Source organism: Membranihabitans marinus (assembly GCF_019802045.1).
In the GTDB taxonomy this organism is placed as follows: Bacteria; Bacteroidota; Bacteroidia; order Chitinophagales; family Saprospiraceae; genus Membranihabitans; species Membranihabitans marinus_A.
In genome coordinates this window covers 64,865-91,337 of record NZ_JAHVHU010000010.1, presented here as the reverse complement: position 1 = coordinate 91,337, position 26,473 = coordinate 64,865, and the positions used below count along the sequence as shown (strand labels likewise).

Here is a 26,473-nt window from a genome sequence, read left to right as displayed (position 1 = left end):
AAATGCATCAACCAAATAACCAAGATAAAGAAAGATAATCATGAAGAAATTTTTATTCCCGGGTGTGTTGCTTCTTGGACTCATTTTTACGCAAGTATCCGTGGCGTGGAGTGCGGAGGTGGAAAATGATCCATCTCATAAAAAGCAGATGTTGTTGGTGGAAGCGATTAGTATGATTAGTAAGGAATACAATGTCTACTTCACCTTTGACCACAGTCTTGTGGAAGATATAAAAGTCGAGTATCAGACGAACCACAGTCAGTCTGTCGAAGAGGCATTAACCGGGGTGCTGCGTGAGACTGATTTGAAATTTAAATTGTACGATCGTCGGTTTGTGATTTTGTATCAAAATGATAAAAAGGGCTTGGAGTCACTGAAAGAAATGGTGAAACACTTTGAGCATATTATCGCTGATGGACCCGAAAAAAAACAGGTTCGGAACAGTTTGAGGCCGATATCCAAAATCCCACTGAACAAAAGAATGGTTTCTGCTGAACGAATGATTAAAAAAGTAGCTACCAATATTAGTGGTATCGTAACAGATCAGGAAGGAGAACCATTGATCGGAGTCAATGTTCAGGTGAAGGGAACCAATAAAGGGGCCGCCACGGACCTTGATGGAAAGTTTGAATTAATCGATGTTAATGAAAATGCGACCCTGGTCATATCTTATATTGGATACAAAACCCAGGAAGTGAAAGTGGATGGTCGGACAACGATCAATATTACACTACAGCCGGATGCAGCATTAGTGGATGAAGTGGTCGTGGTCGCTTTTGGAAAACAAAAAAAGACAGACATGGTCGGTGCCGTAACTTCGATTAGTCCTGCGGATCTTAAAGTGCCTGCGAGTAATTTGACGACGGCTTTGGCTGGGCAAGCCGCAGGAGTTATCTCCTATCAACGAAGTGGCGAACCCGGTCAGGATAATGCAGAATTTTTTATTCGAGGCGTCACCTCATTTGGAGTAGGTAAGGTTAATCCCCTCATCTTGATTGACGGGGTGGAACTGGGCGTCACGGAATTAGCGCGATTACGACCGGATGATATCGAGAATTTTTCGATCATGAAGGATGCTACCGCCACCGCTTTGTATGGGGCGCGTGGAGCTAATGGCGTGATTTACGTAACTACGAAGGAGGGGGTAGAGGGCAAAGTACAGATATCACTTCGCTCTGAACTTTCGATGTCGTCACCAACGTCCAATGTAGAATTGGCGGATCCGGTCACTTATATGGAGTTATATAATGAAGCCTTGTTCGCCCGGGATCCATTTTCAATACCACTATATAGCCAGGAGAAAATCAATGAAACCAGAAAAAATCCCAATTCGGTCATTTTTCCATCGGTGGACTGGAGGGATGAATTATTTAAAGATAGAACGGTCAACCATCGACACAATCTAAATGTGCGTGGGGGAGGGAAAATTGCCCGGTATTACGTGGCAGGGTCGGTCGCGCAGGACAATGGAACCCTGAAGGTCAACGGGATTAATAATTTTAATAATAACATTGACTTAAAGACCTACACCCTCCGTGCAAATGTGAATATTAATCTATCCCCTTCTACAGAATTGATCGTTCGATTGAACGGTAATTTTGATGATTATAAAGGACCTTTGGACGGTGGATCCACTGTTTATAATCAAGTCATACGCTCCAATCCAGTTGATTTTTTACCGTTCTATGAGCGGGGTCAAAAGCATCAGCACATCAATCATATTTTGTTTGGAGGGGTCTCTGACCGCCCTTTTATTAACCCATATGCTAATATGGTCAAGGGATATCGGGATTACCAAAGATCATTGATGTTGGCACAGATGGAAATCAAACAAGACCTGAATTTCATTACCGAAGGCTTGTCGTTTCGCACCATGTTCAATACGAACCGAACCTCCAGGTTTGATATTGAAAGGTCTTATAAACCTTTCTACTATGAACTGTCCGACTTTGATAAATTTTCCGGAGAATACAGCATAGAAAACTTTAATGAAAGCACGGGTGAAGAGTTTTTGAGCTTTAGGTTGAATGATAACAACCGGCAGCAAGAGAACGTATTTTACATGGAGTCTGCCCTCAATTACAACCGTACATTTGCTGACAAGCATTCACTTAGCGGTCTTCTGGTGAATATATTGAGGTCATCCATCACAGCTCGAGCTTCAAGTCTACAACTTTCTTTACCCCGAAGAAACTTTGGAGTTTCTGGTCGTTTGACTTATTCTTATGACGAGCGATATTACGGGGAATTCAATTTTGGATACAATGGATCAGAGAAATTCGATAAAAATCACCGCTATGGTTTTTTCCCTTCTGTTGGATTTGCATGGAGCATTTCCAACGAAGATTTTTGGTTGCCATTAAAAGATATAGTCAATAATTTACGGATTAGAGCAACCTATGGATTGGTTGGAAATGATGCCATTGGAAGTGCCTCAGACCGTTTCTTCTATTTGTCCAATGTGAATATGAACGCTGGTGCACAAGGTTTTAGGTTTGGGCAGATTAATCCCTATTCACGCAACGGCGTGAATGTTACTCGCTATTCAAATCCCGATGTAACCTGGGAGGTTTCGAAAAAAGCGAATTTATCGATCGAAGCCAGTTTGTTTGAGAATTTAAATATTCAGGCAGATTTTTTCACGGAGGAGCGAGCGAATATCTTAATGTCGCGGATCGATATTCCGTCTACGATGGGTCTGACAGCTCCTGTTCGTGCCAATGTGGGGGCCGCATCCGGAGGCGGAATGGATATCATGTCTGATTATACGTATACGCACCGTAATTCCTTCTGGCTTCAAGTTCGTGGAAATTTCACCTACGCGACAAGTCAATTTAAGGTGTATGAAGAACCATTATATGAAAAAGAATGGTGGTTGTCACGCATTGGTCAACCCATTTCAAAACAATGGGGATATATTGCTGAGCGACTTTTTATTGATGACGAAGAAGTGGCTAATTCCCCTGATCAACCATTTGGTGACGTGATTGGTGGAGATATTAAGTACAAAGATGTGAATCAGGACGGTCAAATTACTTCGCTTGATCGAGTCCCGATCGGTTTTCCGACGGTGCCGGAAATAATTTATGGTGCCGGCTTTTCTGTAGGATATAAAGATTTTGATGTGTCTGTCTTTTTTCAGGGATCTGCCCGATCCTCCTTTTGGGTGGATCCGGGACAGGTCGCTCCTTTTGAAGGCGGACGTCAAATTATAAAAGCATTTGCCGATGATCATTATTCACTACAAAACCAAAACACCTATGCATTATGGCCCCGGCTGAGTACAATCGGTAATCAAAATAATCAGCAAAGGAGTTCCTGGTGGCTTTACAATGGGGCTTTCCTTCGGGTCAAACAAGCAGAATTAGGCTATACCTTTTCCCCCAAGTCGGGCCGAATTGGAAAATTTGATGATGTCAGGGTATATTTAAGTGGCACCAACCTGCTTTTATTCAGTCATTTTAAACTGTGGGATATTGAAATGGGACAACGAGGTTTGGGATACCCATTGCAACGGGTGTTTAATTTTGGAGTAAATATAAATATTTAATAATATGAAAACTTCTATATATAAGGTTTTTACTGTTAGCTGTATAATACTTTTTTCTTCCTGCGACAGTTTCCTGGATGTGGTTCCTGATAATGTGGCTACTATAGATTACGCATTTCGTTTACGCAGCGCAGCTGAAAAGTATTTGTTTACGTGTTATTCCTATTTACCTGACTTAGGTGATAAATATAAAAACATGGGGTATGCGGCGGATGAATTTTGGTTGTCTAATGATAAGGTTTGGTGGAGATCGTGGACGATAGCACGTGGAGTACAGAATACGAATAATCCGCATATGGACTATTGGAATGGCGATGGTGTAACCGATTTGTGGGAAGGCATCAGCCAGTGTAATATATTTTTAGATAATATGGAGTCAGTTCCGGATATGGATCAGTATGAAAAGAAACGTTGGGCTGCCGAGGTGAAGTTTCTAAAGGCCTATTATCATTTTTACCTGTTAAAGTGTTACGGCCCCATTCCGATTATTGATCAGAACTTGCCCATTTCTGCTTCCGGTGACGAGGTTCGAGTACATCGAAAACCGGTCGATGAGGTGTTCGAGTATGTTGTCAATTTGATTGATGAGTCTTCTCAGGATTTACCCATAGAAATTCAAGATGAAAATACCGAATATGGACGGATTACCGCACCAATTGCTCTGGGCATAAAAGCAAAAATACTGACTTATGCGGCCAGCCCGCTTTTCAATGGGAATACGGATTATCAGGGCATGGTCGATTCCGAGGGAACCGCTCTGTTCAATACGGCATACCAACCAGAGAAGTGGGAACGAGCATTGGAAGCCATTGATTCTGCAATTGAGTTAGCGCATTCCGTAGGATATCAATTGTATGAATTTGAATTGACACAACAGACCAGAGATATTTCAGATAGTACAAAACTGAAGTTAACGCATCGGGGTACTATTACTGAGCGTTGGAACCCTGAAATTATTTGGGCCCACACTAACAGTACGACTCAATCTTTTCAAGAATGGGTAGCGCCGAAGGCATTTAATTGGCAGCAACAAAATCAAAACAGTAAGCCTAATGGGAGTACAGGAGTAACCATGAAAATTGCCGAAAAATACTATTCTGAAAATGGGGTGCCTATTGATGAAGATGTAACCTGGAATTATGGAGATCGATTTGGAATTTCTACGGCACTAGAGGAGGATGAAAATTATTTAAAAACGGGAGAAAGAACCGTAAATTTTCATTTTAACCGAGAGCCCCGGTTTTATGCCTCTTTGGGTTTTGACCGTGGAATATGGTATGGCCAGGGCAAGTACGATGAGGATAATGTCTATTGGCTCGAGTTGAAAATCGGAGAATATGGCGGTAAAACACAGACGGGTTGGCATGCTGTTACCGGCTATTATGCCAAAAAATTGATTCATTTTACTAATACAAACCCAACCCCAAAATCCTATTCTGCTATTGCATATCCTTGGGTTATGTTGCGATTGGGTGACCTTTATTTATTGTATGCTGAGGCTGCTAATGAGGTGAAAGGACCGGGACCTGAGGCTTTTAAGTATCTCGACTTGATTCGTAAAAAAGCAGGGTTGAATAGCGTGTTGGAATCTTGGGAAAACTTTTCTAAAACCCCGAGCAAACCGAATACAAAAAACGGTTTAAGAGAAATTATTCAGCGAGAAAGAACGATTGATATGGCGTTTGAAGGTCAACGGTTTTGGGATGTGCGAAGATGGAAGACCGCACCGGTGGAGTTGAATCAACCCATCACAGGGTGGGATGTAGATCAGAAATCCATACAAGGTTTTTACAGGGAGCGAATCCTTCACGAACAGACTTTTGGGTTGAAAGATTATTTTTGGCCGCTCCAGGAATATGATTTAATTGTAAACAAAAATTTAATCCAGAATCCTGGATGGTAAAAATAAATAGCACTTATTATGAATGGTAGATTTATTTGTTTTATTCTAATTTCTTATTTATTAATTGCTTGTGATGCGGAAGAGAAGAAGCCATTGGTGGACGTCGGAGGTCAACCCCAAGCAATATTTAACATTAGAGTTGAAAATAAACCTGGGGGAGCAAAAATTTATTATTCTTTACCAGATGACCCTTCCATGTTGTATGTGATGGCTGAGTATCGGACAACCGATAAAGGTGATGTGCAACGTGTAAAATCATCTGTATTTAAAAACTTTATAGAGCTAGAAGGGTTTGGGCGGGAACAAACCTACCAGATAAAACTATATGGTGTTAATCGGGCAGAGCATAAGTCGACACCAGTGGATGTTACAATTCATCCGGAAAGGCCATACGTTCATTCTTTATACGATTCTCTAAAGGTGTCTGCAGCTTTTGGAGGTGTTGCGATCAATTTAAAGAATATTGATGAAGTGGACAATGTAGTACATATATCTTACAAAGATTCTATTGGTGAGTGGGTTGACTATGACAGGTATTATTCTAATTCTAAAGAAGTTTATTATGCGGTGAGAGGTTTTGAGGCAAAACCGACTCAGTTTGCATTTTGGATAACAGATAAATGGCAAAACAGCTCGGATACCCTTTTTGCAGAACTTACACCTTTATATGAAGAAGAGCTAGATAAAAGTTTGTGGAAAGATGCTGCATTGTTAGATGATTTTAACGACCCATTGTATGGCCCATTATCTCAACTATGGACTCCGGGATCAAGAACATACTTTTTTCAAAATAAAAACAATATTGAAGCCTCAGGGATGCCTACCTGGATAACAATTGATTTAGGAAAAAATTACTTTATAGGTAGAATGAAGCTAAATCAAGTATCCCATAGTAACACCTGGAGGTATGGGAGCTGTTCTCCACGGTTGTTTCAGATATATGGTTCTAATTCACCTTCTACAGACTGGAATAAATGGGACTTGTTGGGTGACTTTGAATCTATCAAACCGTCAGAGCTTCCAGTAGGCCAACTTTCAGATGCAGATCTTAAAAGAAATGCAGAAGGAGAAGATTTTTCTTTTCAATCCTCCGACCAATCATATAGATATGTCAGATTTAAGGCGTTGGAAACATGGGGTAATGTTCAATATATGTGTGCTTTGGAGTTAACCTTGTGGGGTCAAGTAGATGAATAAGAAACTTAAAAATTTAATTAACGTGAATAATAATCTAATCATATTTTTTTTCAGTGCTGCAATTTGGTTAACTGGATGTGAATCGATGGAAGATACCTATTGGGATTTTGTTAAGGATGGTGAAACAATCTATGTGTCAAAAGCAGATTCCTTACAGGTTCGCGGAGGATATAATAGGGCAGAATTGACTTGGTTGCTGATTGCTGATCCTAAAGTACATCAATATGCTGTGTATTGGAACAATAAACGGGATTCAATTTCAGGAATACTCGAAAAATCAATTTACGTAGACACTGTCCAATTAACCATTGAAAATCTTGAAGAAAAAACGCATGAATTCGAAGTAATAATTTTTGACAAGTACAGAAACAGTTCGGTTCCTTCTAGGTTGATTAGTGAGGTTTATGGTGATCGGTATCAAAGATCTTTATTGAATCGAAGCTATAGTTCATATTCTGTAGTTGATGAAAATCAAGTGATTTTGAATTGGAGCCCAGCTGAGGAGGAATTAGTATATTCTATCGTAACCTATGAATCAATTCGGGACTCAATGATAACGAAGGTGATCAATCGGGAATCTTCTGAAGACGTCTTGTCTGATTATCCTATTGGGCAATCATTTGAAATGGTTTCGGCATTTTTACCGGATACGACCGCATTGGATACATTTTTTACTGAGCCAGAAAAGTTTCTTATTGAATGACAATAAGTTGGATAATTGGTGTTTACCTCTCTTTCACTGTAGTCATGTTTGTACTTTCTAGTAGTATGATTATTTAATAGATATGAATAACTCGAATACTGCTAGGATGGATCATGATAATTTTGCTATTCGAATTATTTGAGGCAATCGTATTTTGCATAAATAGGAAGTTATTTTAATTGTTTAAATGTTTTTGTATTGAGATTATTTATATGCCTTTTGTTGAGTCTCCTATATGTTACTAATATTGTCCAGAGCCAGGAGAATAAATATAATTTTGAAGCATTAGGAAAGCCCGTTCGATCTACCATTCCTATCCAGTTTGTCACCTCGACGCCGTCTACAGGTTCCATAGCATGGGCCAGCCTTACCGATGCGGACCGAAGTGCCTTAATAGGCATCAATTTAGAGAGCGGTGAATTGACTGAAATCGATCTTACCCCCTATGGGAAAGCCAATGGGGTATTAATTTTTAAAGAATCGAATCATATAATACACATATACGCCGGAGTGCCCGGCCGATTTTTTAGATATGACGTGAATACGGATAAGTTATCAGTGATCGGTGAAGTAACTAAATCCAAATACTGGATGAGTACAAGTTACACCATCGCACCTGATGGGAAAATTTATGTGGGAACTTATCCCAGAACCGCCGTGTCTGTCTTGGACCCTGAAACAGAAAGTGTGGAAGTTTTAGACCAGATATCTTCTACACCAGGAACCGAATATGTGATCAATCCAGCTTCTTCAGATGATGGTATCATTTACTTTCCCACAGGTATGCATCATGGAGAACTGTGGGTGTATAATCCAGAGACCAAAACGAAGAAACAGATTCTGCCAGAATATTTGCAAACCTACGGACAACCCCGAATTTGGATAGCGGAAGATGGAAAGGTTTATGGCAAAAAAGGCAGTACGAAGTTTTTATGTACCCCTGATGGAATCATAGAAGGAAAAACCAAACCGAAGAGAAAAAGGAAGAAGGATCATAATACAATTAGTCACAGAGCTTTATTTATAAATGAAAAGGGAGCACTGGTCTTAGAGGATATCGGTTCCAAAGAAAGAATACAGGTTAAAAGTGAATTTGAACCTCCTGCGCATGAGATCTACAGCATTGGAGATGTATTTAAAGAGAAACTTTATGGGAGTAGCCTTAAGCCAGGTCATGTATTTACTTTTGATTTGAAATCGCGCCAGTTCGAAGACCTGGGTAAGATAACCCGGGGCGGAGTGCAAGTGTATGACATTCTCTCTTCAAGTGATGGCTTGTATATGAGCAGTTATACCGGCGGATACATCGATTACTTTGATTATGATGAGGAAGCAGGTCCCATAAATCAAACGAGTATCGCTCATTTAAAAGCCACCGACAACCAGGAACGGATAGTCCAGATGGTTTATGGTGAAAACGGACATATATATGCTCCTACTTTTCCTATTAAAGGGTATTTAGGTGGGGTATTGACGGAAATAAACACTCAGACACGAGTTGTAAAGACCTTTAAGGGATTGATCAAGGACCAAAGTCTAACTTCAATAACATCCATACCTATGACTGGAGAATTGCTAATTACGTCGTCCATTTATGGCGGGACCAGCGCAAAACCCAAAGCACGCTCTGCTTTCATTTTTATTTGGGATCCGGAAACTGAGACGGTGAAATATAAATCACAACCTATTCCAACTGCAAGAAAATATGGAAAAACTGTTTTAGCGTCCAACGGGATGGTGTATGGTACCGCCAAAGACAGTATTTATGCTTTTGATCCCATTAATTATAAAGTGACCTTCAAAGGAAAGTTGAAAACACAGCTTCAAGTTAAAACCCCAAAACTTATGTTGAGCGATCGCGCTGGACGCGATGGAATACTCTATGGGGTTGATGTGGTCAACGGACAGTTGTTTTCTATCGATTCGAACACCAATCATCTGCAATTGCTGGCTCAGGATGATTCCATTATTGGCGCACGTTTTGCAGAAGTCAAGGATGATGGGTATTTGTATTATCCGCATGACGCTGTATTGATGCGAGTGAAGGTGGTTAAAGAATAAATGATAAGGATTAATAAACACCTTTCAATTTTTATAATGTCATGCGAGAACCAATATAATCGAATAGTGACTGTGAATTTATTTTTGAGTCTTTTGATCATTCTATCCTGTCGATTCGATTCCGGATTTGGTAAAAGTGCTTCAGAGGATCCGAACGTTACTTTCGATACCATCATCAAATCCATCCAGATCGATCCCGGTTTCTCCTATTATCAAAACCGTTCACCCGAAAGTATCGCTGAAGAATTGAAGCTCAATGGATTCAGAGTTGTACACTATTTCGTCACAAATGAAAATAAGGTAGATGGTGAGCTGGTTCAAGCCTTGAAAGATTGTGGGGTAGAAGTTTGGTTGATGACGCTGGGGAATGGCACCTATTCTACGGCCAATTATCCGAAAGGATGGGAATCCTGGAAAATGGAATTTACAAATGGTCAGAATGGAACAGGAGGATATACCTTTTTATCTCCGTTCAATGAAGAATTTGTTTCCTGGAAAAAGCGGAAGTTGGTTGGTTTGATGACTACGTATCCATTTGACGGTATAGAATTAGCGGAAGCTTATCTGCCCTCGTGGAATGGCATGAGCAGAGGACATTACGGAGATGTCGGGCCAAATGCTCAGGAGGCATTCTATGCCATTTATGGCGTGGAGATGCCTGATTTTACTGATGCTGATGATCCCCGATATTACAAAAATATACCAAAGGTATACGAGAAGTGGATGACTTTTAGAGTCAATGGAGTCAATCATTTCTTAAATGAAATATTCAATGGGCCAAACGGGATCCGGGAATCTCGTTCTGATGCTAAAATAGCTACCTGGAGTCTGGCGATTGACGCTGGTGATCATCCTGTGAAAAAGCTGAGGGAAGATCAGGGATTGGATGTGCCTGCCATGATTGAGCTCGTACAACCGGATCTTCATTATATCCAAACCCATTGGCCGGATTGGATTAAGTCCGAGGAACAACTGCCGGCTGATTACATCAAAGCCTACGAACCCTTTATTAAGGAAATAAAAAATATACAACCTGACCTGCCTGTGGGGATTCAAGCCGACATCGGTTCCAATGCAAATATGGTGAAATCTCAAGAATGGATTCAGGACTTTATTCACTTTTCGGAAAAAGAGGGATATGATGTGATGACAGCTTATGAATATCATTTGGGAGGATACATATATGATGAAGCTCCACGTCTTATGAAGACTGATCGAATCGGGTCAGATCGGATCGGGCTTTCTTTTCAAAAACGAATCCATGTTGAAACTACAATAAAGTCGGATAATTTTTATTTTTTGGATAATAACAAAAAACGCATTTATCCAACCATCAATAAAATAAATATAGATGGTAATCGGGTGGAGCTAAAGAGTCGAGATTTTCCCGAAGTTCCTTTTTATGTAATTATCCAGAAACTCAGGGATACCCCCGAATTCTGGCTATATGGGAAAACCAGCGCAAATAATGTTGAAAATATTAAGTGTTATATAGAATGAAGCTTCGGCCTTACAATACTCAAAGTGGCGTATTCAAACTGTAAATCGTGAACTTGACCTCGATGACCTGTCCAATGCGCTCTTGTTAAGTAAAGGGAAATGCTTTAACTGAAATTGTAATTAATTAACAGATAAAGATGAAAATGAAATTCCTAAGAACCGTTTTATTACTTTTACTTATTGTGAAATCCCAAAGTTATGGACAGGTCAATGTAAAAGACTCCCTTACATTTTTACTGACTGGTGCTTCGTTTGCGAGCCAGGTTAACGGTTGGTTCGAACTAGGCTGTGAGTCGCTAGGAGCCAAGACCATCAATCGTGCGAAGGGTGGAACGGCAATCGCTGATGCAGCCAATCAAATGATGGAAGGCACTTTATACAGCGATGAAGAGCTTGAAGATATGGATGCCTTAATCATTATGCATGTTGTCAATAGGGATGTATTTGATAGTACTCAATTGAAAGATTCATATACAGATTATGAGACTCCTTTTGATCGGAGTAACTATGCTGCAGCTTATGATTATGTTATAAAACGATATCTCACAGAATGCTATAATTTGAAATTTAATAAAGATTCCAAGTACTATGGAACCCGGAGTGGTAAACCTGCTGTCATTGTGCTTTGTACAGACTGGCACGAGGGAAGGGACAAGTACAACTCAAGTATTCGGAAGCTTGCAAAAAAATGGGGGCTTCAATTAATAGCATTTGATGAAAAAATTGGATTTTCGCAAGAAGTTCTCCATCCTGTTACAGGACAAGACATGAGTCTTACATATGCGAAAGACACTCAAAGTATTAATGATAAAACTTTTGGTTGGCATCCTGCCAGAGGGAAAAATGAATATATCCAACAACGGATGGCAGCTATTTTTAGTAGTACTATGCGGAGCATTTTTGTGATAAAATAATTGTAATTAATTGAATAATATTAATAACAACTGTCAGGCACGGGTGTATCCTGACTGTTTATCTTCAGGTCGAATAGTTGGTAGATTTAAGTTTATGATTAACTCAGGATAATTGACTATATATGTGTTTTGAAAATACATTCAGATAAAATATATAATAATCGCTAACATGGTTACACAGGAAGATGGAAAGGTCAATCGGAGAAGTTTTGTTAAAAAAACATCACTGCTTCTAGCCAGTGCACCCTTATTTCACATAAAGAGCCGGTCACAGTTCAGTAAAATTGAAAAAGGCCGAAGAATTGGAGTTATTGGATTGGATACCGGGCATGGTCCACATTTTGCAAAAATATTAAACAGTCCTGATGCTGGCGACAAATTTCTAGGATATAAAGTGGTAGCCGCCTATCCGTTTGGAAGCCGGACCATACAAAGTAGTATGGATATGATTCCAGGGAACACCGAAGACATCATAGCGCAGGGCGTTGAAATAGTCGATTCCATTAGTGACTTATTGAAGAAGGTTGATGTTGTTCTTTTAGAATCGAATGACGGGCAAATTCACCTGGAACAGGCATTGGAAGTATTCAAAGCGGGGAAACCAGTTTTTGTAGACAAACCAGTGGCGGCATCCTTAGTTGATACTTTGGCTATATACCGGGCTGCTGATTTTTACAATGTTCCGGTTTTTTCATCTTCTACTTTGCGGTATATCGACAGTGTTCAACAGGCGGCCAATGGACAGGTAGGCCATGTGAAAGGCGTAGATGTTTTTACCCCGGCTCCTACAGAGGAGAGTCATCCGGATCTGTTTTGGTACGGAATACATGGGACAGAAATGCTCTTCACGATACTGGGTGCGGAATGCGAAAAAGTAACCCGGTACTATGAGCCTGAATCAGAATTAACCGTAGGAAAATGGCGGAATGGTCGAATAGGTACCCTCCGGGGGAATCGAAACGTAACCTGGAATTTTGGGGGCCACGTTTTTGGAGAAGGAAAGAATATGTTACTGGGTGATTTCACAGGGTATGCCCCCTTAATGCCCCCTATCATTTCGTTTTTTGATACAGGAGTGAGTCCCGTAGCTAAGGAGGAGACGATAGGAATTTACGCCTTTATGTCAGCTGCTGAGCGTAGTAAGGAAGAGGGTGGGCGCGAAATATCAGTAGCGCACGTATTACATGAGGCAAGAGCAGAAAGTGAGAAAATTAATATTAAATAAATTGAATATTGGCTTATTGTGAATAAATTGTGTGGGGCGGTTTCATGCGTTGCACAGGCTGTGCCATTGCATGGAGTAACTGTCATTATGAACATGGTGAATCGATATTTATATCGAAAGAAACGTTGCGAAATAAGGTCTGAGATGGATGGGCTGGTCCAACCATCGAAGTGGCCTTCAGTTGGCCCACAGAATTTAAATATCAAGGTACTTTTATTCAAAATTTTTAAATGATCCCCGTACCGATTTAAGGGATGAAAGTATTCCCTCGGATCTGTACAAAATATATAATAAAAACTATGAAAAATATATTCTATTTATCCTTTCTTGCATTGTTCTTATCATGCGGAGGATGGTCGAAGAACATGAAAAAAGGGGAGATGTCGCCCATCAAACTCATGTCATATAATATCCGGATTGCCAGTCCCCCGTCATTAGGGTGGGGAAATACCGAATTGGACTCAATCGCCCGGGTCATCCGTAAGAACAAGCCTGATCTGGTGGCGCTGCAGGAAGTAGATAGGTATACGGACAGGTCCGGTAAATCTATTCACCAGGCGGCAAAGTTAGCTGAAATGACCGGGATGAACTATTATTTTGCACCGGCAGAAAAGAAGTCTGGTGGATATCAAGGAGTAGGAATTTTATCAAAGTTTCCCATAATGGGCGGAATCAAAGCAAAGTTGCCAACGCTCATGAGTTCGGATAACGGTGAAACAAGATCATTAGCTGGTGCATGGATTAATATAAACGGAGCGGAAATACTGTTTTTGTGCACGCATTTAGATCATCGATCGATCGACGACAGGATGTACCAGGCCGAGCAAATATTAGAAGAAATACAGGATTATACCGATCAGCCAATCATTTTTGCAGGTGATTTTAATTCACAAATCCACAAGAATAATGATGGGGTCTATAGTTTATTATCATCGGAATTTGAATTGATCAAATCAGATCCACCCTTGACCTTTCCTCAAATAAAACCTCGGGTTGCGATTGATCATTTTTTGCTTAATAAACCAGCATTGGATCTATTTGTTGTAAAGGACTATTATACCATTGAAGAAGAATATGCCTCTGATCATTTACCGTTGGTATTAGAGCTTGAGATGAAGTGATATTTGTTCATTGCAATGCGTGAGGACAAATTTACTTCTTTGCTCACCGGGCTGTTCTTCCATGATAAATCCAGGAGAACGGTTTCTCGCCATGTGTTCATTCTGCACAAAGGACCACGACTTGGCATTTATCATGTAAACTCATTTCCTTCATCGGTTGATGAACTTCTTCAGGTCTGTTTCCATTATTGTACCCCTTCTTATACCATTTGAATTCATCATTGCCGCATATATTCCGAAATATTCTTCGATCCATTCGTCAAAATACTCGGTGTAACTCCAGCTACACCTTCGATTTTTTTCCTCGACAATCTTTGAATATTTAAAAAATCTTACGCGACATTATCATATACAAATGGTATTATCCGCGCCTTAACTAGAATCATGGTAAAATACAATCGATGTCTGATCAGTTAATCCTAAGCCATAAATTTTGAATAGTAGGGCTAGACCAATCAATATACTGGCAGCCGATAAATAAGCACTATAGTGAACCTCAGCCATTCCTCGCTTGAATTTGAAGGATTATAGGTGTTTTTATTTTATCAATAATTTGAAAAAAAAAAGTTGAGAGCTTGCATCTAAATAAATTAATGCCTTATATTTAACGCAATTGTAGGATATAGATTATCTATTAATTGAATATAAGTATAAATTATGAAGATGTTAAATCAATCCACTAGTTTCCCATGCATAATAGATATGTTTTTGAGAAGCTATCTTTCATTTCTGGTTATATTGCTTTCGCCTCTGATCATACATAGTCAGGTGACGGTAAACGGCACGGTGACTGATTTGGAAAATGAACCCTTGATTGGGGTCAATGTCCAAATAAAAGGGTCCAATTCAGGAACAGCGACAGATTTCGACGGACAGTTTGAGTTGAGTGGTGTCAATGCGAATGACGTATTGGTGTTTTCCTATATCGGGTATCAAACGCAGGAGGTGTTGGTCGATGGTAAAACAACCATAAATGTAACATTGAACAGTGATGCAGAAATGCTTGATGAAGTGGTGGTGACCGCCTTAGGAATCGGGCGGATGAAAAAAACAATTGGTTTCACGACGCAGGAAGTTGGCACCGAACAACTGGCCAATTCAAAGACGATGAACCTGGGTACGGCGCTTTCGGGACAAGTGGCCGGCTTAACGGTAACCAACCCAACAGGGATGTTTCAAGGGCCACAGTTTGTTCTCCGGGGGAAAAACCCGTTGATAGTGATTGATGGTGTTCCAGTAGAAACGGATTTTTTCGATGTTTCGGCGATTGATATTGACAATATCAATGTATTGAAGGGAGTTGCTGCATCTGCATTGTATGGAAGTCGGGGTAAAGACGGCGCAATTTTGATTACCACAAAAAATGCGGAAGAAGAAGGCTTGGTGGTCAATTTTACCACAAATAATATGATTACGGCAGGATTTACTGCTTTTCCTGAAGCTCAATCGGTGTACGGTAGTGGTTCGAACGGGCAATATGAATTTTGGGATGGTGCAGATGGTGGAATTTCTGATGGGGACATGACCTGGGGACCGAAATTGGACGCCGGATTAAAAATTCCGCAATGGAATAGTCCGATCAGAAACAAGGAAACCGGTGAAACCATAGAGTGGTATGGAGACGTGAAAGGAACGATTTATGATGATCGATCCAAATATGAACGAGTCCCTATAGATTTTGTCTCGCACGATAATTTGAAAGATTTTCTAAGAACGGGAGTGGTGAGTACGAATACATTTACGTTGGCCTATAAAGGGAAGAAAGCAAGTTATTATGCATCTGGAAAATACGCGCATCAAAAAGGACAGGTCCCCAATATGTCCTTAAATACAGGAAGTATTAATTTTAATTCCCAATTTGAAATCACCGAAAACTTTACCCTTGATGCATCGATGTCTTATAATAAGGTATATTCTCCAAATTATCCTCGGTATGGATATGGGCCCAAAAACCACATATATACTATATTAATATGGATGAGCTCTGATGTCAACGGACAGGATCTTGCCGATCACTTTTGGGTGCCCGGCCTGCAAGGGTATCGACAAGCCAACTACAATTATGCCTGGTACAATAACCCATACTTTGCATCCTATGAGTTGCAACAACTGCAGGACAGAGATGTCATGGACATGCAAGTCAAAGCCAATTGGCAAATCATGGAAAACCTTAGTTTCCAAATTCGGGGTAATGGACGGAATAATTCCAGATTCGAAACTTTGCAAACTCCAAAATCGTACAAAAATTATGGTGATTCCAGAAACGGCGACTACAAGAATTGGAATACTTCCAAGCTGAACATCGATGCGGATGCACTCTTGACCTACAATAAAGAAATTACGAATAATATTGATTTTGGAGTGAATGCCGGTGCATCCATTTTTAATAGAACGTATCGAAGTGAATATCAATCGACCGATGGTTTGATTGTTCCGGGAGTGTACAGTCTCAATAATACCCAAGGTCCCGTTCGGGCGTCAAATTACCTACAGGAGAAGTCGATTCGAAGTGTTTATGGCGCCTTTAACCTGGATCTGTATAATGCGGTGTTTTTAAATTTTACAGCACGAAATGACTGGTCTTCAACGCTGCCGACCAATAACAATTCTTACTTTTACCCGTCTGTGTCTTTGAGTACGTTGGTATCAGAGTACCTCAACCTACCGCAAACGGTAAGTTACGTGAAGCTGTATGGATCGTGGGCGCAGGTATCCAGCGATTTAAGCCCGTATAGTATATACTCTACCTACAACAAGGGCGTGACCTACGGGTCCACCCAGTCTGTGTATTATCCGTCCGGCATAATTAATCCCAATATTCTCCCTGAAAAATCTAGCTCTTTTGAGTTAGGGTTATCCACGGGGTATTTCAATGACCGGTTGCGACTGGGATTGACCTATTATAACATTACAGATGAGAATCAAATTATTAATTTGGGAATTTCTGAAGCTTCCGGATTTACCAGCCGAAAGGTGAATGGCAATGAATACAAAACCAATGGATTTGAAGTGGTGGCGACAGTCAATCCGATCCGTAAGAAGAATTTAAATTGGAACTTATCTGCAAACTGGTCAAAATATGTCGAGCGTATCACGAAAATATTTGGCGGTCAAACGGTATATAATAATTTGAAAGTGGGGGAGCGAACGGATAGTTATTATACCCGTGTGTGGCAGAAAAGTGCTCAGGGGGAAGTCATATTAGGCGATAATGGATTGCCGATTCGAGATCCATACCGACGCAACCTGGGACATTTGAATCCATCTTGGAGGTTGGGGTTGATTAATAAATTCACATTCAAAGGATTTGATATTGGGTTGGATATTGATGGAGTGTGGGGAGGAATTATGAACTCCACCACGCATGAGAAAATGTGGTGGGGTGGTCGCCATCCCAATTCATTGGAATACCGGGCTGCTGAGTATTCGGCAGGAAAACCCGTGTATGTCCCGGAAGGAGTAGTGGTCGTGGAAGGAGAACTCAAACAGGATGTGTATGGAAACGTTATTTCGGATACCCGCGAATATCGACCCAATACCACGGCGGTCAGTTGGCAGACCTGGTCGCAAAATTACCCCTATAGAGCTAGTGTAACTGAGGAAGAAAGTGAAAAATTTGCCAATACGTTTGACCGGTCCTTCTTTAAGCTCAGACGATTGGCCATAGGGTATGAACTGGGAAACCTTCTTCCTTTGGGCCAAACCTTGAAGGGTCTTTATGTCCAGCTTTATGGATACAACTTATTGATGTGGAAGAAAATTCCTCTGATCGATCCCGATTATGAAACGGGTAATGATGGTAATTTGCAGGATCCGTCGCCCAGGTACCTGGGGTTGTCTGTCAACTTTAAATTGTAACTAAACTTAGTGATAATTATTTGGACGCTCGTCCCTGACCGGTGGGGCTGTCAAAGAGAAGCACTGTTAAACATTTGATGAAATAAGAATTTAATCAACTATGAGAAATTTAATTTTAGTTTATATAATTATATCCTCTTTTTCCTATTCATGTAGAGATCTCGATGAAATTAATATCGATCCTAATCGGGTAACTGAAACACACCCCCAGTTGTTATTAACACAGAATGAATGGGATGTGTTTCAATATAATGCTGGACGGGGGTCGATGTACGCGCAGAAGATGGTGGTTCAAACCGATGGAGAAAGTTCGGGTCAATATTATAAATGGGATCGGTGGGATTTTGATGCTTTTTCCGAAATGCGGGACATCACCAAGATGATGGAGGAAGCTGAAAAGATAAATGAACCCTCCTATGTGGCATTGGGTAAATTTTTTAAAGCATTTTATTTTTTAAACCTGACGTTGCGGTTTGGGGATGTGCCTTATTCACAGGCCTTGCAGGGCGAACAACAAGAAACCTATGCTCCGCCTGCTTATGATGCTCAAAAGGATGTTTTTAAAGGAATATTATCAGAATTGAGAGAAGCAAATGACATTTTGGCCAATGAAAATACGATTATCGCTGGGGATATTATTTATGGTGGCGATGGAACCCAATGGCGCAAAGCCATCAATGCATTTCGGCTGAAGACTTTAATGATGCTTTCGCAGAAGGTGTCCGATATCGAGGTGGATATCCGGTCCGAATTCAAAGAAATCGTCGAGAACCAACCTTTGTTTGAAAGTATCGATGATAATGCACAACTGATCTTTTTAGATCAGCAAGGAAACCGATACTTTGATTTTAACTCCAGCAGCTATGGATCTGGGCTGTACATGGATTCTACTTTCATACAGCGTTTGCAAGTTCGAGAAGACCCACGGTTGTTTATATATAGCACTCAAACCAAGAATTCGGAGGACGCGGGACTGGAAATTGATGATTTTACTGCTTACGAAGGAGGTGATCCTGCAGCGCCCTATGCAGAAGTAAATACCAAGGCGGCTAATGGTAAAGTGTCCAAACCCAATTCCAGATACTACAGTGATCCAACCACCGAACCCATCATTTTAATTGGGTTTGCGGAACAACAGTTGATTATTTCTGAAGGAATTGTTCGGAACTGGCTTACTGGAGATGCTGAACAATACTACAATGAAGGGGTGAAAGCATCGTTTCGGTTTTATGAAAACTATGCCAAGGGCTATGGACAGTACGTGACGCAGGAAAGAGCTGTATCCTACCTGGATAAGCCGGTCAATGACTTCAAGACAGCCACGACTGTGGAAGAAAAAATAGAAAAGATTATTATGCAAAAATATCTTCGAGCTTTTCTTCAATCACCATGGTGGCCATATTACGACCACCTAAGGACGGGGTATCCTGACTTTAGAAGACCACCCGGTGTGGACATTCCCTACCGGTGGATCTATCCTCAGAATGAATACGACGTAAACACCGACAATGTATCGTTAGCCATAGAGAACCAATTTGGAACTGGAAATGATAAAATAAGCGCCGTACCCTGGTGGGTCAAATAGCCTGAATTGCTGGGAGGTACACCCATGGTTTTTAGTTCACAACATCATCAACCCACCTCACTAGTGCTCCGTTTCATTAATTTTTATAATTAAAATGTAACGAACAAAATTATGCAATTCAGAATCTAATCCGACCTCTCTAAGGTCGTAAATTTGAGTGCAAATAATATAGCTAAACCTAATTAGATCGCTCTAAGGTCTTTGACCTGCAAGGATTCTGACCCAGTCTGGGTCAGATTAGCCCGCTTTATTCACCACGTCAATCTGCTATGATGCATAATATGCAGTGCATCAGTTGCTTAAATTCCAAAATTGGGCATATTGCATAACCCAATTTTGGGTGACGTTTGACTTTTGATTCATACATTATCCTCGGGACAGAGCCCTCGGTTCTCTCATAGAAAGTTCACTGAACTTTCTGTCTCAGCTCGGCCTTGCCGAGATGAGACTACATTCGCTCATGTTACTAACTCCTTGAAATAGAATACTATTCGTGAGGCTACCCTTCCAAAATGAGGGCATTTTGGTTCCCTCATCAAAGATGGATTTACCATCTTTGGTCTGCGTTGCACTACGACTATATTCAGTCATTCCTTGCATCTGCATAAATCAAAAGCCATGAATTTTGCGGGGTAGGCTAGATGTGAGTTAGAAAACCAATTTCGATCCTGTCCAGGTCGGGTTGGATTGAACTCGGAGTCATTTTGAGATATATGAGGTGTTATTTTTTATAATGACTTGTGAAACATAGTACTAGATATCAGGGATGCCGATTAATGTTTTAAGTGATATGCTTTGGGCTGAACGAATGCTCGAATCCCTTGATACCCCAAGGTAGATCCTATGCCTGAATTTTTACGCCCCGACCAAGGCACATTTGGACTCACCCTGTCGCAACAATTCCAATAAACAGTCCCGGTATTTACTTTGTTCAATACGGCCAACGCCCGCTGTTCATCAGAGCCGAATACAGCAGCTGTCAGACCATATGGAGTATCTGACATTAAATCTACTGCTTCCTCATCGGATCGAACCTTTTGAATACCAACCAGCGGTCCAAAGGTCTCTTGTTTCATGACCTTCATAGTATGATTGACATTGCTCAATACGGTAGGTTGATGAAAATAGCCTTGGGATGAAACTCTTCGGCCCCCAATCATGATTGTGGCTCCTTGATCTACAGCATCAGTGATCTGGTCTTCGATGGTGTCGAGTTGTTCGGCTCTGGTCAAAGGACCGATAAAAGTGGATTCTTTCGTAGGGTCCCCCATCGGGTAACTAGAGACTTCTTCTATAAAATAGTGGATGAACTCATCGTAAATTGACTCAGAAACATAGATTCGTTCTATGGCACAGCAACTTTGCCCAGCATTATAAAAACTTCCCTCCGCAGCATTAATAGCTGCCTGCTTTATATCTGCAACATCATCCATGACATAGAGCGGGTCCTTTCCACCTAACTCCATCTGCACGGGAACCATTTTTGGAGCCAATGTGGTAGCTATTTTTTGCCCGGTGTGGTGAGAACCGGTAAAAAAGTAACCATCAAAGTTCATTTCTAATAACTTTTGGCCGACCGAAGCTCCACCAATTCCAACTTGAAAAACCTCTTCCGGAATACCCGCCTGGTAAAGCTTATGACTAATGGCTTGCCCTGTTAAGGTAGCATACTCAGAAGGTTTATAAAGAACTCCGTTGCCTGCGGCCAAAGCGTATAGAAACACATTATAGCCTACATTATAGGGGAAGTTCCAGGCCGAGATATTAGCGATTACGCCGAGCGGTTCGTATCGGATGGATTCTGATATCGTATCATTATGATATATGTGTTCAGGGCTCAACCAAGGGGAGGCATTTTGGATAATATGATCAATTCGATTTTGAGCCCCCCTAATCTCATTTCGAGCCTGCTGAATTGGTTTTCCGGTTTCGGATGTCAATAAAGCAGCTAAATTTTCAATATCGTTACGGACAAGATGACCAAAAGTTTTGATCTTGTCTATTCTGTCTGATAATGAAGATGTTCTCCATGATGCTACTCCCTGTCGCAAGGTTTGCAGTTTCTTTTGCAAGGTCTGATCTGTATCTTCCTTCACGGTTGCGATGACAGTATTTGTACTAGGATTGTATATATTCATGGTGTAACGATTTGGTTAGTTTGTCGCAGATCGTACTGTTTTCTGGCGTAATCCAAAAATCTGCGATAGATGCGGTCTGCAGGTATTACGAGTCCTGCTAGGGTCGGTGAGAACTCCGGGTGCCACTGTACCCCAAATACTTTTCCTTCCGGTTCTTTGGAATATCCAAATGCTTCAATCAATCCGTCTTCTGACCGGGCATAAATATTAAGATCGGATCCCAGTTTTTTGATGGCTTGATGATGTACCGTATTTACCTGCGGATTAGGGATGTCTGCATACATCGTCTGCAAGAAATTGTTTTCCTCAAAACGGATCGCGTGATGAAGTTGATCATAGTCTTCAGCGGATCGGTGCAATATAGCCTTCGGTAGTTGAGTCGATATATCTTGATAAAGTGTCCCCCCGAAATAAACATTCATAAGTTGAAATCCCCGGCAAATCCCCAGGACGGGAAGAGATTGTTGTATGGCGAAATCCAAGATTTTCAATTCATACCGGTCTCTGTAGGCGTCACCCTTCCATTTTCCGATGGGAGATTCTCCATAGGATTCCGGAGCAAGGTCACTTCCTCCTTGAAGTACAACCCCATCGAGTTGTTGTAGTATCGAGGTGAGATAAGGTTCTGCTACATCCGGGATTAGCACAGGTAGCACGTCCTGGGTGGTTACATATCGGGCCATATCATTTTCGATATAACTTAATGATTTAGGACCAAAGACAATACGTTTTGGATTTGAGTACATAAAACAAGAAGAAATACCGATTTTTATCATTTCTAACGGGTTTATTACAGCGCTTTTCGGTATAAAATTTCGAAATCTGTTTGTGTCACTGTTTTGGGATTATTAGGATGTGCAAAATCTGCTGCTGCCAGTTGAGATAGGGTGGGGATGTGATCCTGAGTTACCCCGATATCCGATAAGGATTCCGGAAGTTTTAACTCCCGATTGATCTCAGACAAGCCTTCCAAAAAACGTTGGCCGGCCTGACTTCCCAACCCCCACGCAAAAGCCATATGATCAAATTTACTTTCATTGCCCTCATAATTAAACGCCATGCCATGGGGTAAATTGATCGCATTCGCCAAGCCATGATGGGTGTCTAAAAGACTCGAAAGAGGGTGCGCAAGACTATGAACCACACCCAGTCCTTTTTGAAAAGCAACAGCACCCATCAAGGATGCAATGAGCATCTTAGACCGGGATGCCAGATCAGGCCGATGGGTAGCGTTGACCAATGAACCGGAAATTAACCGAATCCCTTCCAATGCGATGCCTTCACACATGGGGTGAAATCCTTTGGCAAGGAACGCTTCCATGTGGTGAGTTAAAGCGTCCATACCCGTGGCAGCAGTTATATATGGGGGAAGATCCATGGTAAGTTCCGGGTCCGCAAACACTATTTTAGCCATCAATTTGGGATGGAATAGTATTCGTTTTTTCTTTGAATCATCTTCGGATATGATCGCACTTCTTCCCACTTCACTGCCCGTGCCGGCGGTGGTGGGAACTGTAACCAAAATGGGCACGTGTTCCGTAATGTATTGATCCCCGCCCAGTAGGTCATCATAATCGAATAAATCTCTGTGATGGTTGATGGAGAGTGCAATGGCACGGGCAACATCCATAGCGACTCCGCCGCCAATGGCTACTATACTGTCCCGATTGGTTTTTGTATAGAAGTCCTTGCCCTGAAGTACATCCGACTTAATCGGGTTTTTATGCATTTTATCATACACTTCTGGTTCGAGCCCTTTTAAGTCCAACTGTCGAAGAATCTTCCCAAAAAAGGGCAAAGACGCCACTGTTGAATCTGTTACGATCAAGGGTTTAGAGACATCCTGCTCAATAAGGAAGTCAGGAAGTTCTTGTATAACACCCTTACCGAACCGGATGTTCGTCGGAAAACTGTAACTAAAAGATTGATTCCAGTCTATCATGCATTCAAATTTCAAATAATTTCAAAGTATCTTTTTTTCTCCCAGTCTGTCACATATTTACAATACTCCCGCCACTCCCATTCTCTGGTTTTTGTAAAGTGGTTGACGAATTCTTCGCCGAATAATTCTGCAGCGATGACCGATTCCTTCATGCGGTCTGAAGCTTCGATGAGGGTCTTCGAAAGCAATCCCGCGCCTTTATCCTCGTAGCCGTTCCCCGCAGTGGCTGTGAGTTCCAGGGATAGATTGTTCTTTATTCCATATAGTCCACTGGCCAGGCTGGCAGCCATTGCCAAATAGGGGTTTACATCGGAACCAACCACTCGACTTTCCAATCGGGTGGAATTTTGGCTCCCTGGAATCACACGAAAAGCGGTGGTGCGGTTGTCGACACCCCACGTGATGGTCGTGGGAGCCCAGGCGCCCTCCACCAGTCTTTTAAAACTATTTATAGTCGGGGCATACATAGGGAGAATATGAGGAAGGCAATGAATCTGCCCGGCCAGGTAGCTTTTAAAAACCTCGCTCATGTGGTGTACGTCATTTGAATCATAAAATTGGTTCTCTGATCCGGAACTATTCCACAGACTTTGATGAATGTGGCCACTGCATCCCGGAAGATCCTGAAAAGGCTTTGCCATAAAACTGGCTATAATATCGTGTTTAAAGCCAATTTCTTTGCATGCTGTTTTAAATAAAAATGCCCTGTCGGCAGCTTCTGATATAGCCGAATATTGTATGGCCGCTTCGTATACACCGGGCCCTGTTTCAGTGTGAAGACCTTCCAGCGGAATTCCGAATTTTTCAAGGTCCTCCCATAAGTGGTGGAAAAAATCACTTTTTTCTGATGCCTTCAAGATCGAATAACCAAACATGCCAGAGGTGAGGTGATGCAGGTGGTTAAAATCCTTGGTGTAAAGATCTTCTGCGTTTTCCTGGTAATTGAACCATTCAAATTCCTGGGAAAATAAAGGTAAATAGCCGGCATCATGGGCTGATTTCTCAATACGTTTTAACAATGATCGAGGACAAACCGGAAACTTTGAATCGTTTTCTATACAAAATTCGCCCAGGACAAAAGGTAAATCATCTTCCCAGGGAATCGTGCGATATGTGCTCGAATCCAGATAACAACTTTGATCCGGATAGCCGGTGTGCCATCCGGAAACTTCGACATTGTCATAGGATTTGTCGTTCATATCCCAGCCAAATACCACATTGCAGAAACCAAACTCGGAATCCAATACTTTGAAAAATTTCTCTTGATGCATCAATTTTCCACGCATGATACCATCGATATCAGAAACGGCTACCTTGATTTTGGTATGTCTCGAATTTTTGATCTGGTTGACTATTTCGTTCTTGGATAGGTGTTGTTTATTCACTTTTCTGTCTTTGATGAATGAAGAGGTGGTACCCCAGGTATGAGATACCAATAATGCCATAGAATATGATGGCAAGCATAAAATTATAGTAAGTCATCGCGATCAGCGCAACAACAGAAATAGCTAATGCGATGGATGGAAACGCTGGGTAAAAAGGGACCTTAAAAGGGCGTTCCAAACCAGGTTCTTTACGGCGCAAAGCAAAAAAGGCAATCATGGATACGATGTAAAGATTTAGTGCCCCAAAACATGCGATGGTAATGATCTCGCTCGTTTTTCCGGTAAATAGAGCCAGGATGCCTATAGCCATATTTAAGATTAAAGCATTTGCCGGTGTTTTGAAACGCGAGTGTACGACGCTAAACAATCGTGGCGCATAACCAACTCTTCCAAATTCGAAGGAGGCCCGGCCCGCTGCAAGGATGATACCGTGAAAAGAGGCAATCAATCCCAATAACCCGATCCCGATTAACATCTTGTACAGAAAGTGCCCTTCATGAACTACCTGGGCCAACGCCAATGGTAAAGGCGAGTCTGAGGGCAAATCACTCCCTGCCGGGTAGACGACAGCTTCCCAGCCAGCGACACCGACTGCAGAGATAAATGTGAGTATACACAGAAAAACCAAAGTGCCAATGGCCGACCCAAAACCTAATAGAATATTTCGCTGCGGATGGATCGCTTCCTCAGCAACGTTAGCTACCCCTTCAATTGCCAGAAAAAACCATATCGCAAACGGAATGGCAGCAAAAGCTCCAGAAAATCCGTTGGGCATGGGATTAATGTGTAAATTCTGCCATTCAAACGATGGGAGGGTAACCCCTGCAAAGACCAATAACTCAATCACTGCTAATATGGTAATGACTAATTCAAACGAGGCCGCTAGGCGAACGCCTAAGACATTGATTAAAGTAAATATAAAATAAGCACCGACCGCCCACATGAGCGGATGTACGTCGGGGTATAAGAGGTTGAGGTAGGCGCCGATCGCTGCCGCAATCGCTGGGGGGGCGAATATGAACTCAATGTTTTGTGCCATGCCGGCAAAAAACCCCAGATTCTTTCCCAATCCCCTGTTGGCATAATCAAAAGCGCCCCCGGCTTTAGGGATAGCGCAGGCCATCTCTGTATAGCTAAACGTAAACGTGACATACATGACAATAATAAATAAGGTGGCTATGGCCAAGCCATACGTGCCCCCCTCTGCCAGTCCTAGATTCCATCCGAAGTACATGCCTGATATCACGTAGCCGACCCCTAAACCCCAAAGCATAAATGGACCGAGGGTGCGTTGCAACTGATGTTTACTCATAGACGTGGAAAATTATTCTAAATAAGGTAATTAACAACCAAATATAGTATTACTCGTATTTTTACCATAATTTATATAA

At 41.5% G+C, this 26,473-nt stretch carries 16 protein-coding genes; 11 read left to right on the top strand and 5 right to left on the bottom strand.

What is annotated here, in order from left to right:
- Nucleotides 1-40 precede the first annotated feature (40 nt).
- From KUV50_RS11545 to KUV50_RS11495, 11 genes are all read left to right on the top strand, one after another.
- The gene (locus tag KUV50_RS11545) at nt 41-3,550 is read left to right on the top strand and encodes a SusC/RagA family TonB-linked outer membrane protein (protein ID WP_222580311.1); all 3,510 of its coding nucleotides are present in this window, start codon (nt 41-43) and stop codon (nt 3,548-3,550) included.
- Nucleotides 3,551-3,554: 4 nt separating this feature from the next.
- The gene (locus KUV50_RS11540; RefSeq protein WP_222580310.1) at nt 3,555-5,453 is read left to right on the top strand and encodes a RagB/SusD family nutrient uptake outer membrane protein; all 1,899 of its coding nucleotides are present in this window, start codon (nt 3,555-3,557) and stop codon (nt 5,451-5,453) included.
- 18 nt (nt 5,454-5,471) lie between these two features.
- The gene (locus KUV50_RS11535; protein WP_222580309.1) at nt 5,472-6,650 is read left to right on the top strand and encodes a DUF4959 domain-containing protein; all 1,179 of its coding nucleotides are present in this window, start codon (nt 5,472-5,474) and stop codon (nt 6,648-6,650) included.
- A 22-nt stretch (nt 6,651-6,672) separates the two neighbouring features.
- Nucleotides 6,673-7,353, top strand: a complete 681-nt coding sequence (locus KUV50_RS11530) for a DUF4998 domain-containing protein (RefSeq protein WP_222580308.1) — start codon at nt 6,673-6,675, stop codon at nt 7,351-7,353.
- Between the two features lie 198 nt (nt 7,354-7,551).
- Nucleotides 7,552-9,414: a hypothetical protein gene (locus tag KUV50_RS11525; protein ID WP_222580307.1), complete on the top strand. Its 1,863-nt coding sequence runs from the start codon at nt 7,552-7,554 to the stop codon at nt 9,412-9,414.
- A gap of 72 nt (nt 9,415-9,486) precedes the next feature.
- Complete coding sequence (locus KUV50_RS11520; RefSeq protein ID WP_222580306.1) at nt 9,487-10,914, top strand: hypothetical protein; 1,428 nt, start codon at nt 9,487-9,489, stop codon at nt 10,912-10,914.
- Between the two features lie 137 nt (nt 10,915-11,051).
- Nucleotides 11,052-11,828 carry a DUF5040 domain-containing protein gene (locus tag KUV50_RS11515; protein ID WP_222580305.1) on the top strand — a complete coding sequence of 259 codons (777 nt, stop codon included), beginning with the start codon at nt 11,052-11,054 and terminating at the stop codon, nt 11,826-11,828.
- Between the two features lie 169 nt (nt 11,829-11,997).
- Nucleotides 11,998-13,053 (top strand): Gfo/Idh/MocA family protein, encoded by a 1,056-nt coding sequence (locus tag KUV50_RS11510; protein ID WP_222580304.1) that lies wholly within the window; start codon nt 11,998-12,000, stop codon nt 13,051-13,053.
- Between the two features lie 299 nt (nt 13,054-13,352).
- Complete coding sequence (locus tag KUV50_RS11505) at nt 13,353-14,174, top strand: endonuclease/exonuclease/phosphatase family protein (RefSeq protein ID WP_222580303.1); 822 nt, start codon at nt 13,353-13,355, stop codon at nt 14,172-14,174.
- Nucleotides 14,175-14,876: 702 nt separating this feature from the next.
- Nucleotides 14,877-18,032, top strand: a complete 3,156-nt coding sequence (locus KUV50_RS11500) for a SusC/RagA family TonB-linked outer membrane protein (protein ID WP_410000049.1) — start codon at nt 14,877-14,879, stop codon at nt 18,030-18,032.
- Between the two features lie 100 nt (nt 18,033-18,132).
- Nucleotides 18,133-19,617 (top strand): SusD/RagB family nutrient-binding outer membrane lipoprotein, encoded by a 1,485-nt coding sequence (locus KUV50_RS11495; protein WP_222580301.1) that lies wholly within the window; start codon nt 18,133-18,135, stop codon nt 19,615-19,617.
- A 773-nt stretch (nt 19,618-20,390) separates the two neighbouring features.
- Here KUV50_RS11495 and KUV50_RS11490 read toward each other — a convergent pair.
- Genes KUV50_RS11490 through eat form a run of 5 tightly spaced genes read right to left on the bottom strand, consistent with a single transcriptional unit; the run spans nt 20,391 to nt 26,394 of the window.
- On the bottom strand, nt 20,391-21,755 hold the full coding sequence (locus KUV50_RS11490) for an aldehyde dehydrogenase family protein (protein ID WP_222580300.1): 1,365 nt from the start codon (nt 21,753-21,755) through the stop codon (nt 20,391-20,393).
- Nucleotides 21,752-22,531 carry a gamma-glutamyl-gamma-aminobutyrate hydrolase family protein gene (locus KUV50_RS11485; protein ID WP_222580299.1) on the bottom strand — a complete coding sequence of 260 codons (780 nt, stop codon included), beginning with the start codon at nt 22,529-22,531 and terminating at the stop codon, nt 21,752-21,754. Before KUV50_RS11485 ends, KUV50_RS11490 begins: the two co-directional genes overlap by 4 nt.
- Before the next feature lie 14 nt (nt 22,532-22,545).
- Entirely contained in the window at nt 22,546-23,697 is a 1,152-nt protein-coding gene (locus KUV50_RS11480; RefSeq protein WP_222580298.1) for an iron-containing alcohol dehydrogenase, read from the bottom strand.
- A gap of 11 nt (nt 23,698-23,708) precedes the next feature.
- Nucleotides 23,709-25,142 carry a glutamine synthetase family protein gene (locus KUV50_RS11475; RefSeq protein ID WP_222580297.1) on the bottom strand — a complete coding sequence of 478 codons (1,434 nt, stop codon included), beginning with the start codon at nt 25,140-25,142 and terminating at the stop codon, nt 23,709-23,711.
- On the bottom strand, nt 25,075-26,394 hold the full coding sequence (gene eat, locus KUV50_RS11470; protein ID WP_222580296.1) for an ethanolamine permease: 1,320 nt from the start codon (nt 26,392-26,394) through the stop codon (nt 25,075-25,077). The genes KUV50_RS11475 and eat overlap by 68 nt, the downstream gene beginning before the upstream one ends.
- Nucleotides 26,395-26,473 lie beyond the last annotated feature (79 nt).

Excerpts from the sequence above, each read along its gene's own strand:
- KUV50_RS11545 (WP_222580311.1), top strand. The coding sequence starts at position 41 with ATGAAGAAATTTTTATTCCCGGGTGTGTTGCTTCTTGGACTCATTTTT.
- KUV50_RS11540 (WP_222580310.1), top strand. The coding sequence starts at position 3,555 with ATGAAAACTTCTATATATAAGGTTTTTACTGTTAGCTGTATAATACTT.
- KUV50_RS11535 (WP_222580309.1), top strand. The coding sequence starts at position 5,472 with ATGAATGGTAGATTTATTTGTTTTATTCTAATTTCTTATTTATTAATT.
- KUV50_RS11515 (WP_222580305.1), top strand. The coding sequence starts at position 11,052 with ATGAAAATGAAATTCCTAAGAACCGTTTTATTACTTTTACTTATTGTG.
- KUV50_RS11510 (WP_222580304.1), top strand. The coding sequence starts at position 11,998 with ATGGTTACACAGGAAGATGGAAAGGTCAATCGGAGAAGTTTTGTTAAA.
- KUV50_RS11505 (WP_222580303.1), top strand. The coding sequence starts at position 13,353 with ATGAAAAATATATTCTATTTATCCTTTCTTGCATTGTTCTTATCATGC.
- KUV50_RS11500 (WP_410000049.1), top strand. The coding sequence starts at position 14,877 with ATGTTTTTGAGAAGCTATCTTTCATTTCTGGTTATATTGCTTTCGCCT.
- KUV50_RS11495 (WP_222580301.1), top strand. The coding sequence starts at position 18,133 with ATGAGAAATTTAATTTTAGTTTATATAATTATATCCTCTTTTTCCTAT.
- KUV50_RS11490 (WP_222580300.1), bottom strand. The coding sequence starts at position 21,755 with ATGAATATATACAATCCTAGTACAAATACTGTCATCGCAACCGTGAAG.
- KUV50_RS11485 (WP_222580299.1), bottom strand. The coding sequence starts at position 22,531 with ATGATAAAAATCGGTATTTCTTCTTGTTTTATGTACTCAAATCCAAAA.
- KUV50_RS11480 (WP_222580298.1), bottom strand. The coding sequence starts at position 23,697 with ATGATAGACTGGAATCAATCTTTTAGTTACAGTTTTCCGACGAACATC.
- KUV50_RS11475 (WP_222580297.1), bottom strand. The coding sequence starts at position 25,142 with ATGGCATTATTGGTATCTCATACCTGGGGTACCACCTCTTCATTCATC.
- eat (WP_222580296.1), bottom strand. The coding sequence starts at position 26,394 with ATGAGTAAACATCAGTTGCAACGCACCCTCGGTCCATTTATGCTTTGG.